The sequence below is a fragment of the Duganella sp. genome, from assembly GCF_039595735.1.
In the GTDB taxonomy this organism is placed as follows: Bacteria; Pseudomonadota; Gammaproteobacteria; order Burkholderiales; family Burkholderiaceae_D; genus Rugamonas.
On the sequence record NZ_JBCNLB010000012.1, the window covers coordinates 13496 to 31617 of the forward strand.

An 18122-nucleotide genomic window follows, 5' to 3' on the forward strand; every position below is an offset into this window, starting at 1 on the left:
CTTACGCCTGGGCGCTGGCCAGGTCGAACGGCAGTTTGCGCAGGCGCTTGCCGGTCAACTTGAACAGCGCGTTGGCAAACGCGGGCGCCAGCGGCGGCAGGCCCGGTTCGCCCATGCCGGTCGGCGGATCGTTGGACGGCACGATATGGACGTCGATCTTCGGCATGTCGGTCATGCGCGCCACGGTGTAATCGCTGAAGTTCTGCTGCTCCACCACGCCGTCCTTCAGCGTGATGGCGGCGCCCGGCAGGGTCATGCCAAGGCCCATCAGCGCCGCGCCCTGGATCTGCGCTTCGATGGTCAACGGATTGACCGCAGTGTTGCAGTGAACGCCGGCCGTGACCGAGTGCAGTTTGGGCTGGCCATTCTTCACCGATGCCACCACCACGTAGGCGATCACGGTGTTGAACGATTCGTGCACCGCTACGCCATACGCCTGGCCTTTCGGCAAAGCCTTCTTGCCGTAGCCCGACTTGGCGACCGCCAGTTCCAGTGCGGCGATGTGGCGCTTGCCCTTCTCACCCATCAGTTTTTTGCGATACGCCACCGGATCCATTTTGGCCGCATGCGCGGCTTCGTCGATCAGGGTTTCCATCACATAGGCGGTATGGGTCGAACCGACCGAACGCCACCACAGCACCGGCACGTTGGCCTTGACCGAGTGCGCGCTCAGATTGAGCGGCACTTCATACGGCTCGCCCATGCCTTCGACCATGGTCGCATCAACGCCGTCCTTGATCATCATCGGCTCGAACGGGGTGCCGGAAATGATGGACTGGCCGACGATGACGTGATTCCACGCCACGATCTCGCCTTTGGCATCGATGCCGATATCGGCACGGTGCACGTGCGACGGACGGTAGTAGCCGCCCTTGATATCATCCTCGCGGCTCCAGATAACCTTGATCGGCTCCTTGTGGCCAGCGGCCTGCCACACCTTGGCGATGTTGACCGCCTCCACCAGATAATCGGACGTCGGCACCGCGCGGCGGCCAAAGCCGCCACCGGCCATCATGGTATTCAGCACCACCTGCTCCGGCTTCAGGCCGGCGGTGGCGGCAATCGCGCCCTGGTCGATGGTCTGGAATTGCGAGCCGGCCCACACCGTGCAGCCATCCTTGCGCAGATCGACCACGCAGTTCAGCGGCTCCATCGGCGCGTGCGCCAGATACGGGAACTCATACACGGCGGAGATCTTTTTCGCCGCGCCGGCCAGCCTGGAGGTATCGGCCTTGCGCACCGGATTGCCCGGCTTTTGCGACAGCGTCTTGAACTCGGCCAGCTGCTTCTCGCTGCTGACCTTTTCCACGCCGCTGGTATCCCAGTCAATGGCCAGCGCTTCGCGTCCGGTCTTGGCCGGCCAGTAGCCGTCCGCGATCACCACCACGCCGCTGCCGCCGCGATCGGTCTTCACTTCCAGCACATCGATCACGCCCTTGATGGCTTTGGCCTTGCTGGCGTCAACCTTGGCGACCTTGGCGCCGAACACCGGCGGACGCGCTACCACGGCGACCTTGCTGTCCGGCGCCTTGAAGTCCATGCCAAACTGCTGCTTGCCGCTGGACTTGGCGCGCGCGTCGAGGCGCTTCACCGGCTTGCCGATGATGGTGAAGTCTTTCGGGTCTTTCAGCTTGACGGTGGCGGGCACCGCCTGCTTCATGGCTGCTTCGGCCAGCGAACCATAGGTGGCTTTCTGGCCCGATGGGCCGATCAGCGTGCCCTTGACGGTCTTGATCTGGTCAGCTGGCACCTTCCACTGCTCGGCTGCCGCCGCGATCAGCATGGCGCGCGCCTTGGCGCCGATTTCACGGTACTGCAGATACGAGTGGGCCACGCTGCCCGAACCGCCGGTGATCTGAATGCCGAACGCCGGGTCTTTATACTGATCGCCGGCCGGCGCCAGCGCGCCGTTCACCATCGACCAGTCGGCGTCCAGTTCTTCCGCGATCAGCATCGGCAGCGCGGTTTGCACGCCCTGGCCGAACTCCAGGCGGTTGACCTGCACCGTCACGCGGTTATCCGGCGCGATGTGCAGGAAGGCGTTCGGCTCATACACCTTGGCCGGCGGCTGCTGCGCATTGGCGAAACGTCCGCCGCCCGGCACCACGAAGCCCAGCACAAAGCCACCGCCGACGAGCACGCCGGCCTTCATGAAGCTGCGGCGCGACATGCCGGAAGCCGAAGCGCTGGCGATCATGCCCTGATTAAGCCATTCGATACGCATAATGATGTCCTCCTCAGGCGATGGATTTGGCGGCGTCTTTGATGGCGGCGCGGATGCGCTGATAGGTGCCGCATCGGCAGATATTGCCGCTCATGGCGTTATCGATGTCAGCATCCGACGGATTTTTGTTCGTGCGCAGCAGCGCGGTGGCGCTCATGATCTGGCCACTCTGGCAGTAGCCGCATTGCGGCACGTCGATCTTAACCCAGGCGTCCTGCACAGCCTTGCCCACCTTGTCGGTTTCCATGGCCTCAATGGTAGTGATCTTCTGGCCGGCGGCGGCCGAAATCGGCGTCACGCAGGAGCGGATCGGCTGCCCGCCCAGGTGCACAGTGCAGGCGCCGCACAGCGCCATGCCGCAACCGAATTTGGTGCCGGTCATGTTCAGGTTATCGCGCAAGGCCCACAGGATCGGCGTCGAGGGATCGGCGTCTACCTGCACATCTTTACCGTTGATGTTCAAAGTGATCATTCAAGTCTCCTGTTGTCGCTGCGTTGTGATTACTGCTTAACCTTGCTGAACTTGGCCTCCAGCGTCTTGGCGTCGATGGCGCCGGGGACGCGCGAACCGTCGGCGAAGAAGATGGCCGGCGTGCCGGATACCCCCAGCTTGCGGCCCAGCGCCAGCACTTCATCGTTCGGCGAATCGCACGACGCGGCGGCGGCCGGCGCGGCTTTACCGGAGATCATCCAGTCATCCCATGCCTTGCTGCGGTCGGCCGAGCACCAGATGTTCTTCGATTTGGTAAACGAATCATCCGACAGGATGTTGTACATGAAGGTGTAAATAGTGACGTTGTCGGTTTCCTTCAGCGTGGTCTGACGCAGACGCTTGCAATAGCCGCAGTTAGGATCTTCAAACACCGCGATCACGCGCGAACCGTCGCCCTTGACGGTCTTGATGGCTTTATCCAGCGGCAGGTCGGAGAACTTGATCTTGGAGATTTCGTCAATGCGCTCGCGCGTCAGGTCGGCGCCGGTGGTCAGATTGAATACGTGGCCGTTGATCAGGTAGGTGGCGGTTTTGTCGGTGTACAGGATGTCGCTGCCGATACGCACCTCATACAGGCCGCTGTACGGGGTCTCCTTGACCGAATCCACCTTGACGTTTTCCCCCAGACGCGGCTCGATCAGCTTTTTGATCGACTCGGTGCTGGGCGGGTTTTGCGCGCCGACGCAGGATGCCATCAAAACGGACAGGGACAGCAACGCAAACTTACTCTTTCTCATAACTTCTCCGGTAACGACTGATTACTTGCCCATCGCGTGAGAGATGAGGCGGCGCTTCAGCACAGGTAATTTATCCAACAAGTTTAATCCGAAATTACGAACCACGCGCAGGGGCTCAATATCGGTCTCGAACAAGCGCGCCAGACCATCGGTGGTGAGCTGCATCAGCAGCACATCTTCCTTGCGCGCGCGCTCGTAGCGGGCCAGCACGCGATCGTCACCGATGCTGCGATGGGGCTCGCGTTCGGACAAGGTTCTCACCAGCTGCGCCACGTCCGCAAAGCCCAGGTTCATGCCATGGCCGGCCAGCGGATGGACCACATGGGCGGCGTCGCCCACCAGGGCCACGCGCGGCGCGATCATGCTGTGCGGGCGCATCAGGCGCAAGGGGAAGTCGCGCACCAGTTCCGGTTGCAGCGGCGTCAGGGCGCCCAGCTTTTCGCGGGCATAGATGGCCAGGCGGTCGGCGATCTGCTGCGCCGACTCGGCACGCAGCGTGTCGGCCAGCTGTTCCGGCGCCGACCACACCAGCGATACCTTATTACCAGGCAGCGGCAGCAGGGCCACAATGCCATCGGCGCCGGTGAACCATTGATAGGCCGCGCCGTGGTGCGGCCGTTCGCATTCAAAGTTGGAGACCACCGCGCGCTGATTGTAGCTGCGGTAATCGAGGCCGATATCGCACTGGCCGCGCACCCAGGACTGGGCGCCATCGGCGCCCACCACCAGCGCGGCCCTGATGCTGCTGCCGTCATCCAGATGGACCGAGGCGCTGTCGGCGGCGCGCAGCAGGCCGGTGGCGCGGCCGCTCACCATCTTCACGTTCTGGGCGAAGCGCAACGCGGCGTCCAGCGCCTGATTCAGGTTGCGGTCTTCCAGGATCCAGGTCAGCGTATTGGCGTGGGCGCCGTAGGCATCGAACGCCAGGCCGCCGGCACGCGGGCCATCACCCTGCACGATCATGGCGCCGACCGGCGCCACGCGGGCGTGGTCCAGTGCATCCCACACGCGCAGGGACGACAGCAGACGGTGTGCTGTGTGATTGAGCGCGTATACCCGCGCATCCCACCCCTGATCGGCCGCTGGCGGCATCGGCGGCGGCGGACCAAGCAAAGTCACGCTCAGGCCAGCCTGGGCCAGGCCCAGCGCCGCGGTCTTGGCAATCGCGCCATTGCCAACTATGCAAATATCACTTTCGATCACGCGCAGCGCAGCGGGAGAGGTGGGTTTATTCATCCGGCCATTATAGCGTTTGTAGGAAATGGAAATTGCCCCCTTGCGCTTTGCCAGCCGCATGCTATAATTCTGCTCCTTGGCCTGGTAGCTCAGTTGGTAGAGCAGAGGATTGAAAATCCTTGTGTCGGTGGTTCGATTCCGCCCCGGGCCACCAAGAATATCTTTCACGAACGCCGATCCCTGCAGATCGGCGTTCGTGTTTTCAGGCCAAGCTAAGCATCTTTCCCAGGCCTACCGCCGACTAAATTGTCCAAATGCCCCAATGTAGGGGTCCCGCAAGACTTGGACTATTAAACCAATCTAAATTCTCAGAGTCGCAAACAGCAGCAGGTTGCCCTTCAAGTTTCATAAAAGAAAAGATGTGTTCTGTGCAAGTCCGTAATGGAGTAACGGCTAAGGATCGGAAAATTATGAGACCGCTCGAAACACTGCCTGTCGATCCTGACGCCACGCGCATTGCGCTCGAATCCACAGCCGCACGCCTGCGCGAGGCAATTCTTAGGTGCGCCCCCATGCCCCTATTGGCGCTTCTGTGGCAACAGGGCAGTACACCTGACGATAAAGCCGGTCGCACCTCTGAGGCGATCGACATCACCATGGCAATGGAGTATCTGCATGCGGTGTTAGCCAGCTACGAGGGAGATGCTTGGGGAAGCGATACTTCCATCGACGCCATGCAAGCCGTTCTACGCGAAACAGCCGATATGCGGTATGCAAGCATGAAGTATTGCAGAGCAGTTAATGCTGAGCACCGGGAGGGTGAATTCGGCCACCATTCCGGTGAGCTACACTTCCGAGCTCTCAGTAGCTGGATCTTTAGCCGCGCCCATCGTTATGGCGTGCTGGAGGCGGAATTCCTGAAGTTTGCTTTGGAACCTCACGACGACGCGCTACAGCAGGCATATAACGTCAATGCCAGGGCCATTGCCGACGGTCTGCAAGCCGCTGTAACAGCCCTCTTGCAACCAAGGCACACACCCTCACCTAACTTCAACAATGTGACTCACACAAGCGGCTTGCCGGCCGAGCTGCTGGATGACCTATCCTATCAGCCAGGTGAAAGCGCTGAGTTTTTCGGCCCAGGCCTGCTCTGCGGCACACCGCTTCGCACCTTACCGGGTCGCCTAAAGCCGCTGGTTCGCCTCAGTGACGGACATTATGCATGCGATCCCTATTTTCTGCGCGACAGCGTTTACCGTGCCATACAGCGCGGACTGCGCAACCGGATTCCGGGCTATGATGCGAAATGGACAAAGCGGCAAACAGACGCAACGGAATCCGGGTTCACACGGATTTTCGCGCGGCAGCTTGCGGGCGCACGCACTCTGTCGTCGGTCTACTACAAAGAGGTCGGCACCGACAAATGGTGCGAGCTCGACCTCTTAATCTGGCTGGACGACGTACTGTTCGTCGTCGAGGCAAAGGGCGGTGGAATGCCGACACATTCACCGGAGCTCGATTTCGATAAGTACAGCAGGAAAATCCAAGAGCTCATCAAAAAAGCTTATGACCAAGGAAAGCGCTTCCTTGAATACGCCAATTCAAGGGCTGAGGTCATGCTGTTTCAAGAGGACGCAAACGGAAAGAAAAGTCCCGTCGGAAAGCTTCGACTCAGCGACTTCCGTCTTGTTTTTCCGATCGGCCTCACCATAGAAAGCTTCGTACCTTTTTCGGCCTCCAGCAAGCAACTTCCCGGCATCGTCCCGATTCTGGGACGGTTCCCATTCGTCGCCATGGCGATCGACGACCTATTTATCCTGAACCGGTTCCTACCGACGGCAGGGGAACTAATTCACTATCTAATAGTCCGCCAGCGATTAGCCGCCCGCAAGGAGCTCGTCCTCGTCGACGAAGCCGATCACCTGGGCCTATATATCAGCCATAAGCGTTTTGATCTCGCCACTGACTTCATGGTATCCACGGGAATTGAACGAATCGCTCATGGGCAAGCGGCAACACCAGTCAATGCATACTTCAGCCAAGAGAACTGGGAACAAGCCTCACCGCCCCGGCAACGTTTTACCAAGTGGTTCAGCCACGTTCTGCAGGTGCTTGATGTCAACCGCAGACGTGGTTTCCTTCGTACCGATGCCATTATCCGGGATATGGGCGAAGCGATACGAGAACGATTGGAGGAAGGTATCGAATTCGAACTACCTCAACTTAGTGGTGTGTCCCATCGACGAATTTTGCTACTAGGAAGATATCCGTGCGTACTCTGCCTACAATGTGACGACCACGTGGATGTGCTTGAGGAACATCGTCACGCCGCAGAGGCTGCAGCACGCGCGGCGGCTAACGGCAACTGTCCTTTGCTTATCGTGCAGGTACGTAACGGTGTGATCTGCGATGCATGGGGAGTGAACTGTTCCGTTGAAGCGCCACGCTGTTCCAGACACTTGGATTGAAAATCCCTGTATCGGTTGTTCGATTCATTCGGGTGGCTTTTTTGTTTTGCACAGGCAACACTGCGCTGCGCCATTGTTTTCTTGTCCATACTGGAAGCTTGTTCCACCAGCAGACCTGCCACGATGAGCACAACGACCGACGCCCCTGTGCCGCCGCCATTGCAACTGTGGGGCGGCGTGGAAGCCACCGTCAACCGCGTGCGCGACCGCTTCTTCAGTCAGATGGAGCAAAACGGTCACGACAAGCGCCTCTCCGATCTCGACCGCTTTGCCGCCCTTGGCATCACCGCCCTGCGCTATCCGGTACTGTGGGAGCTGGTGGCGCCGGACGGGCCGGACCGGGCCGACTGGTCGCTGCCCGACGAACGCCTGCCGGCGCTGCGCGAACTGGGCATCACGCCGATCGCCGGCCTGGTGCACCACGGCAGCGGCCCGCGCCACACCAGCCTGACCGCCCCTGGCTTTGCCGAACAACTGGCCGAATACGCCGGCGCGGTGGCGCAGCGCTATCCCTGGCTGGAGTATTACACGCCCGTCAACGAGCCATGCACCACCGCCCGCTTTGCCGGCCTGTATGGGCACTGGTATCCGCACGAACGCAGCGACCGCGCCTTCGTGCGGGCCCTGCTCAACCAGTGCCGCGGCGTGGTACTGTCCATGCAGGCGATCCGCGCAGTCAATCCCGCCGCCAAACTGGTGCAAACCGACGACCTGGGAAAAACCTATGGCACCGAACCGATGGCCGAGCGGGTCGAATTTTATAACCAGCGACGCTGGCTGCCGTGGGATCTGCTGTGCGGCATGGTCGGTCCGGAGCACCCGCTGTGGCGCTACCTGCGCGACAGCGGCGCCAGCGCCGAGGAGCTGGACTGGTTCCGCACGCACCGCTGCCCGCCCGACATCATTGGCGTCAATTACTACATCACCAGCGAACGCTGGCTCGATCACCGCTACGAACATTATCCAGCCAACGAACGCAGCACCGACGGCTACGCCGACACGGTGGCGGCGCGCGCACTGGCCACGCCGCGTCCCGGCGTCGGCCCGCTGCTGGAGGAGGCATGGCAGCGCTACGGCCTGCCGCTGGCGGTAACCGAAGCCCACCTTGACGCCAACCGGGAAGACCACCTGCGCTGGCTGCTGGAAATCTGGCAGGCCGCCCAGCACGCGCAGCAGCGCGGCATCGATGTGCGCGCGGTCACCGTATGGTCGCTGCTGGGCGCCTACGACTGGAACTGCCTGGTCACCGAGCGCAAAGGTTATTACGAGACCGGCGCCTACGACTTGCGCAGCCCGCAGCCGCGGCCCACCGCGCTGGCCACCTTGATGCAGGAACTGGCCAGCGGCCGCACTCCATCCAGCCCGGTGCTGCAGGGGTACGGCTGGTGGCGCCGGCCGGAGCGTCTGCTGTATCCGCCCACCGAAATCGGCGGCGCCGATGCGTGGCACCAGCATCTGGCGCAACCGGCGCCAGCGCAGCCGATCCTGATCAGCGGCGGCAATGGCCGGCTGGGCAGCGCCTTCGCCCGCATCTGCGCCCAGCGCCACCTGGCATGCCAGGTGCTGACGCGGCAGGAGATGGACATTGCCGATCCGGCCTCGGTGGAAGCGGCGATCCGCCGTTACCGGCCGTGGGCCATCATCAACGCCGGCGGTTACGTGCCGCCGCCGGGCGCCGAACATGATGCCGATCGCTGCCGGCGCGACAATGGCCACGGCCCGGTGGTGCTGGCAGCCGCTTGCGCGCGCCACGCCATCGCGCTGCTGACCTTCTCCAGCGACCTGGTGTTCGACGGCCGCAAGGGCAGCCATTATCTGGAAGCCGATCAGGTCAACCCGCTCGGCATCCACGGCCACAACCAGGCCGAGGCCGAGCGGCGCGTGCTGGCCATTCATCCGGACACGCTGCTAGTGCGCAGCAGCGCCCTGTTCGGCCCCTGGGACCAGCACAACTTTGTCACCCGCGCGCTGCGGGCGCTGGATGCCGGCCAGCGTTTCAGCGCCGCCGCTGACGTGATCATTTCGCCCACCTATGTGCCGGACCTGGCGCACGCCTGTCTCGACCTGCTGGTTGATCGCGAATCGGGCATCTGGCACCTGAGCAGCGATGGCGCCGTCAGCTGGGCCGATCTGGCGCAGCAGGCGGCCACCCTGGCCGGCCTGCCTCGCCGCCATCTGGTCACCAGCACCGCCGCGCAGCCAAGCTGGCGCGCTCTCGGCAGCGCACGCGGGCGGTTGCTGCCGTCGTTGGACGACGCGCTGCAACGCTATCTGCGCGATACAGGCTGACAACAGCACATTGCGCCGGCGGCCCCGCTGTGACAAGATGAACGATCGCGCACAGCCAACGTAAGCCGTCATGTTCAAATTGTCATTCTTGTCCGTCTTGCTATTTGCCTGTGCCGCCCGCGCCGCGCCAGCGGATCTACGGGAAGCCGGGCAGGCATTGCTGGATGGCGTAAACCAGGCGCGTGCCGCCGGAAGGATGTGCGGCGACCAGTCCTATCCGCCGGCGCCGCCGCTGCGCTGGAGCGAACAGCTGGGCGCCGCCGCGCTGGATCAAAGCAGCGACATGGCGTCGCGCCGCAAGCTCGATCATGTCGGTTCGGATGGCAGCACCGTACTGGAACGCAGCCGGCGCGCAGGCTACAACTGGAGCCGCATCGGGGAGAATATCGCCTACGGCCAGTGGTCGGCTCAGGAAGTGCTGGCGACGTGGCTCGCCAGTCCGACCCACTGCGCCAACATCATGAACGGTGACTTCACCGACATGGGCGCAGCTTTCAGTCGCACGCCGGAGGGCGGCTCCGGCGTTATCTATTGGGCGCAGGTGTTTGGGAAACCGCGCTCCTGATTACCACATCAGGTCATCCGGAATCTTGAAGTCGGCGTACGGATCGTCCTCGTCCACCTCGGTGCTGGTCTGCTTGACGCGTACCACAATGTCCGGATTGCGCTCGGCGATCTTGTCCGCGATCACGCGCGGCACCAGCTCAAAGCCGCCGCCCTCGCCCACAATCACCAGACGGCCCGCCACCAGGTGTTCGCGCACCTGTGCCGTCACGTAGATGCGTTCGATCCTGGTGCCGAAGGTGAAGTTGTAGGCGATGTCGCCGTTGTTACCCTTGCTCTGCTTATTCTGCTGCACCATCTGCGTGATTTGTGCGGCGATGGCTTTCTGCTGGGCCGCCGCGTCACGCTCGGCATTGGCCTGGCGCGCCTTTTCGGCATGCTGGCGCTGCAGCTCCTGCGCGGCCAGCTTGGCCTGATCCACGGTTTCGACGCCGGCACGGCGGTCGTCCTTCTGCTGCTTGCTCTTGTTCTGGTGGGCGACCTTGACTTTATTCTTGTCGACCAAGCCGGCTTTTAATAACTGATCCGCCAGTCCCATGATGCTAACTCCTTATCAACGAAGGCAATAGCATACCATTGTTACTGCTGTTCCCAGCCGCCGCCCAGTGCCAGGAACAGGGCAATCTGGTCCGAGGCCAGCGCCGCGTCGGAGGCCGCCCAGGCGGCATCGGTGGCGGCCAGCGTGCGGTCCGCATCCAGCACGGACAGGAAGTCGATGCGGCCGTATTGGTACAACCGGTGCGACTGCTCGGACGCCAGCGCGCTTTCATCACGCGCGGTTTTCAGCGCGGCGTTGCGGTCCAGCTCCCGGGCGTAGACGGTCATCGCGCTTTCCACTTCCTTGAGCGCGTTGAGCACCACGCCGTCAAACCGCGCCAGCGCACCGTCGGTGCCGGCTTCCGCCTGCGCGATGCGGCTGTGCGCCGAACCGGTGTCCGGCAGCGTCCACGAAATCAGCGGCCCCAGGCTCCAGCGGAAGGCATTGGCCGCGCCGAAATGGTCCAGCAGGCCGGTGCTGCCGACCGAAGCGCCAAGGCTGATGCTCGGGTACAGGTCGGCCGTGGCGACACCGATGCGCGCGGTGGCGCCGGCGAGATTGCGCTCGGCCTGGCGAATGTCCGGCCGGCGGCGCAGCAACGCGGCGCCATCGCCGACCGGGATCTGCGTGGTCAGGCGCGGTGCGGCCTGGCATTGAAGCAGGTGCATATTCATCTCCTGCGGGGTCTTGCCGGTGAGCGCGGCCAGGCGATAATGCGCCGTGCGATGCTGCGCCTGCAACGGCGGCAAGGCCGCCTGTAACTGCGCCAGCTGGCTGCGCGCGCGGGCGCCGTCGATGGCGGCCCCGCGGCCGGCGCGGATACGCTGGTCGGTCAGAGAGACGAATTTCTGCTGCAGCTCCACTGCCTGCTGGGCCACCGCGATCTGGCGCACTGCCGAGCAGGCGTCCGCATAAGCGCGCGCGGTATCGGCGGCCACGGTCACCCGCACCAGATCCACGCCGGCCTGCGCCGCCTGCGTATCCGCATTGGCCGCTTCCACCGCGCGCGCGATCTTGCCGAACATGTCAGCCTGATAGGACACGCTGACGCCAGCGTCGTACGTCCATTTATCCGGCAGCGCCGTTGGCGAGCCTTTGACCACGCCGGAAGAACGGCCCACACCCGGCGCCGCGCTCACGCTGACGACTGGTTTGCCACCCTGCTCCGCTTCGCGCAGCACGGCACGCGTGCGCGCCAGATTGGCGGATGCCACACGCAGGTCGGTGTTGGCGGCCAGCGCCTGTTCAATCAATTTGTCCAGCACCGGATCGTCATACAGGCGCCACCAGTGCGCCGGCAGCGGCGCCGGTTTGTAAGCCGCCTCCTGCGTGCCAAGAAAGTCCGCCGACGCTTCCGGGCGCTTGACCACCGCCTGCTCCGGCACTTTGTAGTCGGGACCGACGGTACTGCATGCGGCCAGTGCGGCCAGCAGCGACAGCGCGGCCAGTTTGTTCAATGAATTCATGCCATCCTCCGCATCAGGAACGCCTGGTCTGCACATCCACCGTCACGGTCTGGCCGGCGACCAGACGGGCGCCGGCAGGCAAGGCGTCCAGCTTGATGCGCACCGGGATGCGCTGCGCCAGACGGACCCAGTTGAAGGTCGGATTGACGCTGGAGAGCAGATTGGACGACGTGCTGCGGTCACGGTCCGCCACACCGCCGGACAGGCTTTCGACACGGCCCTTGAGGCGCAGCGATTCCCCCATCGGCAGCACCACCACCGCGTCGCCCACCTGAATCGCCGGCAGCTTGGTTTCCTCAAAATAGCCTTCGACGTACCACGAGTCGCTATCGATCAGCGCCATCACGGCGCGGCCGGCGCTGACGTAGGAGCCGGCGCGCAGATCCAGATTCGAAATGGTGCCGTTCACCGGTGAGACGATGCGGGTGCGCTCCAGATTCAGTTTGGCGACATCACGCGCCACCACGGCCTGCGCCAACGCGGCGCGCAACTGGTCGACACGCGACGCACCTTGTTCGCGCGTTTCGGCCGAGATCAGGTCGCGCAGATCGTTATTGCGGCGCGACTCCTTCTGCGCCTGCTCCAGCGTGGCGCGCTGCGCCTGCACCGCTGCCTCGGCCTGACGCAACGCCAGTTCAAAGCGCGCGCGGTCCACTTCAAACAGCACCTGGCCCGCTTTCACTTGCTGGTTGTCGTGCACCAGCACGGCGGTGACCTGGCCGGTGACGTCCGGCGCCACCTGCACCACGTCCGCCTTCACGCGGCCGTCGCGGGTCCACGGTTCCACTTCATAGTGCTGCCACAGACGCCATGCCAGCACCCCGGCGACAACCACTGCCGCCATGGTGACGATAAACCGGCCGGTGGCCAGCAGAGAGGTTTTGAGGTTCATGATTAGCCCCGATTCGTTAACAGTGTCGAGAAGCTGCCCAGCAAAATGAAGAACAGCGCAAATTCAAACAGCGCGGGATGCCATACCAGGCGATAAAAACCCACGCGCAGCAGCAACCGTCCCAGCACTCGCGTGCAAACCAGCGCGAGAATGGACAACAGCAGCAAGGTAGGTACGTATAGTCCGTACAGACTCAATTCAGCAGTCATGATGCGATCTCCGGTCGATAAGCGGCCGCGCGCGGGAACAGATCGCGGCGCATGCTGGCCAGTGCGGCTGCGGCTTGCAGGCGCGCTTCACCGGCAGCGGCGGCGCACACGGCGCGCAGTGTGCTGTCCAGTTTTTCCAGCAGCGCCGCTGGCGCCTGGCCATGCTCATGACCGCCGTTGCCGAAATGCGCGCCCAGTTTTTGCAGCAGTGGACGCAGCGGCACGCCGGCCTGTTCCAGCTGCTGTTGCAAGCCGCACAGCTGCGCGGTATGCAGGCCGACGCGCAGCTCGCGCAAGCCATCCACCGCCACCGCGCGCGCTTCCGGCGTGGGGTGGGCAATGGCCAGACGCGGCATCAGCAGGCCAATGCGGTCCAGCATGCGCGCCGAGATAGTCAGCAGCGGCTCCGCCGCAGGCATGCGCGTCATCTGCGCCACTTCGCGGCGTGCGGTACGCAGCATGCGGCGCGCCATCCAGTCGCCGCCCACGGTGCGTACCAGGCTGGTGATCACCGCGGCGGCGATAAAGCCAAACAACTGCGCCACCATGCTGTTCAGGAAGCTCGGGATATCCAGCGTGCCGGTGTCCTGCAGCGACAACGTTCCCGCCACGCCAATCAGAAAGGCCAGCGAACTGCCCGCCGTGGCGGGGCGCGGCATGAACAGGCCGCCGATCAGGAATACCGGCGCCAGTACCAGCACCAACATTTCGTAGCTGTGCACCGCGGGCAGGACGCACAGGATGTAGAACGCCGCCACCGGCATCGAGATCACGGTCCACTTGACGAACATGCGGATCAGCGGCACCGGATTGTCCTGTGTGGCGAAGAAGCAGCACGCCACGCCAGCCATCATCGGTGCTGCCGCGCCGGACGGCCATGCGGTCAGGATCCAGAATGCGCAGCACACCACCATCGTCAACGCCGCCGCCAGCGCCGAACGCAAGGCCATGCCATGGTCGCGGTGCAGTACCGAGGGCGTGAGCGGTGGCGTACGGTATGGCGCTTTTGCCGGCGCGCCGCCCTCCATCACCGCGCCGACGTTAGTGCGCAATTCCAGGCCGTCCTCGCACGCTTCGATCAATGCGTCGAGGCGCTGTGCCAGATTCAGGCGCAGGATTTCACTCCAGCTGGCGTTGGCCGGCAGCGCGGGTTTCAGACGTGCCAGTTCAGCGCGCAAGTGCGCGGCACGGGCAGGATCGGCATTGTGGCCGGCCTGTATCCATGCGGCGGTATCGTGCAGCAGCGCGGCCCACGGCTGCAGGCTGTCCGGATCGACGTCGCGCAGGGTATTCAAACGGTCTTCCACCGCCAGCAGCAGCGGCACCATGGCGGTCAGGCGGTCATGCAGACCGTGCACCATGCCGGCGGTCCAGCGCAGCTGCGAGGTGTCGAACGGCAGGTGGGTCGACATCACGCGCAGTTCGCTGATTTCGCCGGCCAGCGCCAGGCGCGTATGCAGCGCCTGCGCCTTGCTGGCGGCCGGCTTCAGCACATCACCCATCCAACGCTGCGCATCGCAGATGGCACGGTCCAGGCGCGCCAGCAGCACTGGCCCCACGCCCTGCGGGAATATCAGCGAATGCACCACCGTGGCGGACAGAATGCCGATGGTGATTTCCTCCACGCGCGCCAGGCCTGTATCAAAAATGGTGGCCGGATCAGTCACCGCCGGGAAGCCGATCAGGCCGGCCGTATAACCGGCCAGCATGAAGATGTAGGAGCGCGGCGTGCGGTCCAGCAGCGAGACATACAGGCACAGGCCCACCCAGCACGCCAGTGCCAATGACAGCAGCTCCGGGGCATTGGCCATGCGCGGCACCATGATGATGGTGGCGGCGCTGCCGATCAGCGTGCCGCAGACGCGAAACAGCGCCTTGGAGCGCACCGCGCCAGAGAAGGGACTGGCCACGATGTAGGCGGTCATCATGGCCCAGAAAGGACGCGGCAGCCCGGCCGCCAGCGACACGTACAGCGCCAGCATGGAAGCCATGAAGCATTTGAGCGAGAACAGCATCTCACCCAGCTTGGGCGGGTTCATGATGCGCCGCGCTCGGCCAGCACCTGGTCAAGCTTCGTCAACACCCGCACGGTGGCTTCTATATCGGCTTGCGCCATGTCCCTGAACAGATCGCGGCGGAATGGCACCAATGCTTTTTCAAGCCGGTCCGCCATGTGCTTGCCCTCTGCGGTCAGGGACAGGGTCTTGGCGCGGCGGTCGCTCGGGTCGTCCTTGCGCAACACCAGACCCGCCGCCACCAGTTGATCGATGATACGCACCATTGAGGGCGGCTCGATGCCGACAGCTTCCGCCACGACGCCGGGGCGTACACCGTCGCCCAGGCGCGAAATCATCAGCACTGGCCATGCGCTGGCGTGCGACAGCTCAAAGTCGGCCGTCAACGTATCGGCCGCACTCTTGTAGGCGCGCCCCACGTGCATCAGCATATGGACCAGGGACATCAGGGTTTTGTCGTAGCTGCTCATCGAAGACTCATTTGAATATACTTAGGATACTAAATATTAGCATCAAACGAAAATCTTTGCTGGGCAGTGCTTCAGAACCCGAAAGCGGCAAAAGTTCTACCAGGTGCTATCGCTCACCAACCACAAGGTGGAATGAGGCCGTAGCGCCAGCTACATCTGGTTCTTGAAGAACTTCTCCGGCGAGATGCGGATGGCGGCGCCGGTCGGGCAGGCGCGCACGCACGACGGGCCGCCTTTCAGGTCCTTGCACAGATCGCACTTGACCGCCTTCTTCTGCACCGCCGGATCGTAGTCGGCCTGACGCTCGCCAGGCGAGGCGCCAAGACCGAACAGCAGCCACGATAAACCGCCGCCGCGCTTGGGCGGTTTATCGACCGCCATCTGGATCACGCCGTAGGGGCAATTGCGTTCGCAGTTACCGCAGCCGATGCAGGCGTCGCTGATGAATACCTCTCCTTGCAGTGAACGGCCGATGGCGTCCGGCGGACAATCCTTCATGCAGTGCGGATTCTCGCAATGGCGGCAAGCGGTCGGCAGGTGAATGTTGGCGAAGGTCGGCCCCAAGGCGCGCTTCAGCCGCGACGTGCCGTTGTGGGTCTCGGCGCAGGCGGTCTCGCAGTTATTACACTGGATGCACATGGTCTCGTTGATCAGCAGGACGTCCGAAGCTTCTCCCACACCCTGCCCCAGCAGGAACTGCATCAATTCGCCGTCGCGGCTCTTGGTATGCTCCAGCAGGACGTTCTGTTCGGTGCGCGAGATCACCTGGTCTTCCACCGACTTGCGCCAGCTTGGATTGGCGATCAGCTGATCGCGCACGGTCTCCGCATCCAGCACCAGCGCCTCGGTCAGCACGGTGGCCGTCACGGTGGCGCTGCGCGGCGCATCGCGCAGCAGCGCCATCTCGCCGACATAGTTACCGGCGGCCACATACGAGAGAATGCGCTCGCCGCCGCGCGCCTCGTCCTTGCGCGATACCGTCACCGAACCGCGGCGGATCAGATACATGCCGTCGGCCGGGTCGCCCTCCTTGAACAGCTGCTGCTTCGCCTCGAAACGCTTGACCGTGACGCCGCCCGCCACCAGCGCATCGATGGCGGTGCGCGACAGCATATTCCCGAGATAGTTGTAAATCGCATTGCGCACGAAGACCATGTCCATGCGCTTGCGCACATCATCCACCGACGCGATCAGCTTCAGCATGGTGCGGCGCGGCGTCTCCATCAGCACGCAATCAGCACCGGCGCGGATGGTGGCGGTACGGCGGCGGCCCGAAATCAGGCCCATCTCGCCAAAGTACTGGCCCTTATCGAGCTTGATCTGACGTACCTTGCCATCATTGCCGGTCAGCTCAATCTCCACCGTCCCTTCCAGAATCGAATAGAAGGTGTTGGTGTAGTCAAATTTACGGAAGATGACGTCGCCCTTTTGCGGCGTGAGCAGCGTCGATTCCAACATGAACTCGCGCAGCTGCAGCGTGGTGACATGGCTGAACAAGGGCACGCTGCTCTTGATTTCCTCGGTCACCTGCGAGACCGGCACACCCGGACGCCAAGGAATCAGCTTCTCGCGCAGCAGGGATTCATCGGCAGGCTGCACCGGCCTGCCGACGATGGTCTGTACCACCTCGTAACCCTGATTCATGGCCTGCTTGATCAACGGGTAGCCCCCGAGCGCACCAACAATATACAGGCCTGGCACATTGGACTCATACGAATCCGACAGCGCCGGCGTCGACGCCGGATTCGCGTTCGGGAACACCACACCAAAGCTTTCAATCAGCTTGCGCGGCGGCGTTGCGCCCAGACGGGCAATCACGCGATGCGCGTGTACCGACTCCTCCCCGTGCTTGCCGTTGAAGACAAACAGCAGCGGCGTGTCGTCCGCCGGCTCGATATACTTGGTGGTGGCGCTGTAACGCACCTTGATCTTGCCGCTCTTTTCCGCCGCCGTAATCAGCACGCGGTTGCCCTCTTTGCAGGTGGCGAATTCCTCCTGGCGATTCAGGATGTAGACGGTGTTCTTCTCGGCCAGCGCCAGCGCATTCTCGATACCAGCGTCGCCGGCGCCCACCACCACGATGGTCTCGCCGGCATATTCGTCCGGATCGGACAGCGTGTACTGCACCTGCGGCAGATCCTCGCCCGGCACGCCCAGCTTGCGGATATTCCCTTGCAGGCCGATGGCCAGGATCACATGTGTTGAGCGCCAGGTGCTGGCGGCGCCGCCGTTGCTCTGGCTGGTCAGCGTGAACACGCCGCTCTCGGGATCGCGCACGATGGCCGTCACGCGCTGGCCGTGCGCCACATTGACGCCTTGCTGGCCCATCTCCTCGTTCCAGGTCGACAGCACAGCCTCGCGCTTGCCCACACTGAAACTCAGGTCGCTGCGCAGCGGCAGGATGCCCGGTTCGGCCATCACGTGCTTGCCCTTCTGGTACTGGTAGATGGTGTCCGAAAGATGCGGCTGCGCTTCCAGCAGCACGTGGCGCACGCCCAGCGCCTTGGCGCGGGCGGCGGCCGACAGGCCGGCCGGCCCGGAGCCGACGATAACGATCTCGTACAGTTCAGTAGCGTCCATG

The 18122-nt window shown here is 63.3% G+C and carries 14 protein-coding genes and 1 tRNA gene; 4 read left to right on the forward strand and 11 right to left on the reverse strand.

From position 1 onward, the window contains the following. Window position 1: 1 nt before the first annotated feature. From ABDW57_RS18915 to ABDW57_RS18930, 4 genes are read right to left on the reverse strand one after another with little or no spacing between them, the layout of a single operon-like run. Window positions 2–2224, reverse strand: coding sequence for a xanthine dehydrogenase family protein molybdopterin-binding subunit (locus tag ABDW57_RS18915; protein WP_343731726.1), 2223 nt, complete (start codon window positions 2222–2224; stop codon window positions 2–4). A gap of 13 nt (window positions 2225–2237) precedes the next feature. Further along, entirely contained in the window at window positions 2238–2696 is a 459-nt protein-coding gene (locus ABDW57_RS18920) for a (2Fe-2S)-binding protein (RefSeq protein WP_161016799.1), read from the reverse strand. Window positions 2697–2725: 29 nt separating this feature from the next. Next, complete coding sequence (locus tag ABDW57_RS18925; RefSeq protein ID WP_343731727.1) at window positions 2726–3454, reverse strand: DsbC family protein; 729 nt, start codon at window positions 3452–3454, stop codon at window positions 2726–2728. A gap of 21 nt (window positions 3455–3475) precedes the next feature. Next, complete coding sequence (locus tag ABDW57_RS18930; protein ID WP_343731728.1) at window positions 3476–4690, reverse strand: FAD-dependent monooxygenase; 1215 nt, start codon at window positions 4688–4690, stop codon at window positions 3476–3478. A gap of 78 nt (window positions 4691–4768) precedes the next feature. On the opposite strand from ABDW57_RS18930, the gene ABDW57_RS18935 reads away from it, so the two are divergent. From ABDW57_RS18935 to ABDW57_RS18950, 4 genes are all read left to right on the forward strand, one after another. After that, window positions 4769–4844, forward strand: a tRNA-Phe gene (locus ABDW57_RS18935). Between the two features lie 256 nt (window positions 4845–5100). Further along, the gene (locus tag ABDW57_RS18940; RefSeq protein ID WP_343731729.1) at window positions 5101–7098 is read left to right on the forward strand and encodes a hypothetical protein; all 1998 of its coding nucleotides are present in this window, start codon (window positions 5101–5103) and stop codon (window positions 7096–7098) included. A gap of 123 nt (window positions 7099–7221) precedes the next feature. After that, window positions 7222–9387, forward strand: coding sequence for a family 1 glycosylhydrolase (locus ABDW57_RS18945; protein WP_343731730.1), 2166 nt, complete (start codon window positions 7222–7224; stop codon window positions 9385–9387). Window positions 9388–9457: 70 nt separating this feature from the next. Then, window positions 9458–9952 (forward strand): CAP domain-containing protein, encoded by a 495-nt coding sequence (locus ABDW57_RS18950; protein ID WP_343731731.1) that lies wholly within the window; start codon window positions 9458–9460, stop codon window positions 9950–9952. On the opposite strand, the gene ABDW57_RS18955 is transcribed toward ABDW57_RS18950, so the two are convergent. The 7 genes from ABDW57_RS18955 to ABDW57_RS18985 form a co-directional block, all read right to left on the reverse strand. Further along, a complete protein-coding gene (locus tag ABDW57_RS18955; protein ID WP_343731840.1) occupies window positions 9953–10492 on the reverse strand; it encodes a DUF2058 domain-containing protein in 540 nt (179 codons plus the stop codon). A 38-nt stretch (window positions 10493–10530) separates the two neighbouring features. Continuing rightward, on the reverse strand, window positions 10531–11955 hold the full coding sequence (locus tag ABDW57_RS18960; protein WP_343731732.1) for an efflux transporter outer membrane subunit: 1425 nt from the start codon (window positions 11953–11955) through the stop codon (window positions 10531–10533). Between the two features lie 13 nt (window positions 11956–11968). Then, window positions 11969–12847, reverse strand: coding sequence for an HlyD family secretion protein (locus ABDW57_RS18965; RefSeq protein WP_343731733.1), 879 nt, complete (start codon window positions 12845–12847; stop codon window positions 11969–11971). 2 nt (window positions 12848–12849) lie between these two features. After that, window positions 12850–13056 (reverse strand): DUF1656 domain-containing protein, encoded by a 207-nt coding sequence (locus ABDW57_RS18970; protein ID WP_343731734.1) that lies wholly within the window; start codon window positions 13054–13056, stop codon window positions 12850–12852. Next, entirely contained in the window at window positions 13053–15095 is a 2043-nt protein-coding gene (locus ABDW57_RS18975; RefSeq protein ID WP_343731735.1) for an FUSC family protein, read from the reverse strand. Before ABDW57_RS18975 ends, ABDW57_RS18970 begins: the two co-directional genes overlap by 4 nt. Then, complete coding sequence (locus ABDW57_RS18980; RefSeq protein WP_343731736.1) at window positions 15092–15541, reverse strand: MarR family transcriptional regulator; 450 nt, start codon at window positions 15539–15541, stop codon at window positions 15092–15094. The genes ABDW57_RS18975 and ABDW57_RS18980 overlap by 4 nt, the downstream gene beginning before the upstream one ends. A 150-nt stretch (window positions 15542–15691) precedes the next feature. Beyond that, complete coding sequence (locus ABDW57_RS18985) at window positions 15692–18121, reverse strand: cyclic nucleotide-binding domain-containing protein (RefSeq protein WP_343731737.1); 2430 nt, start codon at window positions 18119–18121, stop codon at window positions 15692–15694. Between the last annotated feature and the right edge of the window lies 1 nt (window position 18122).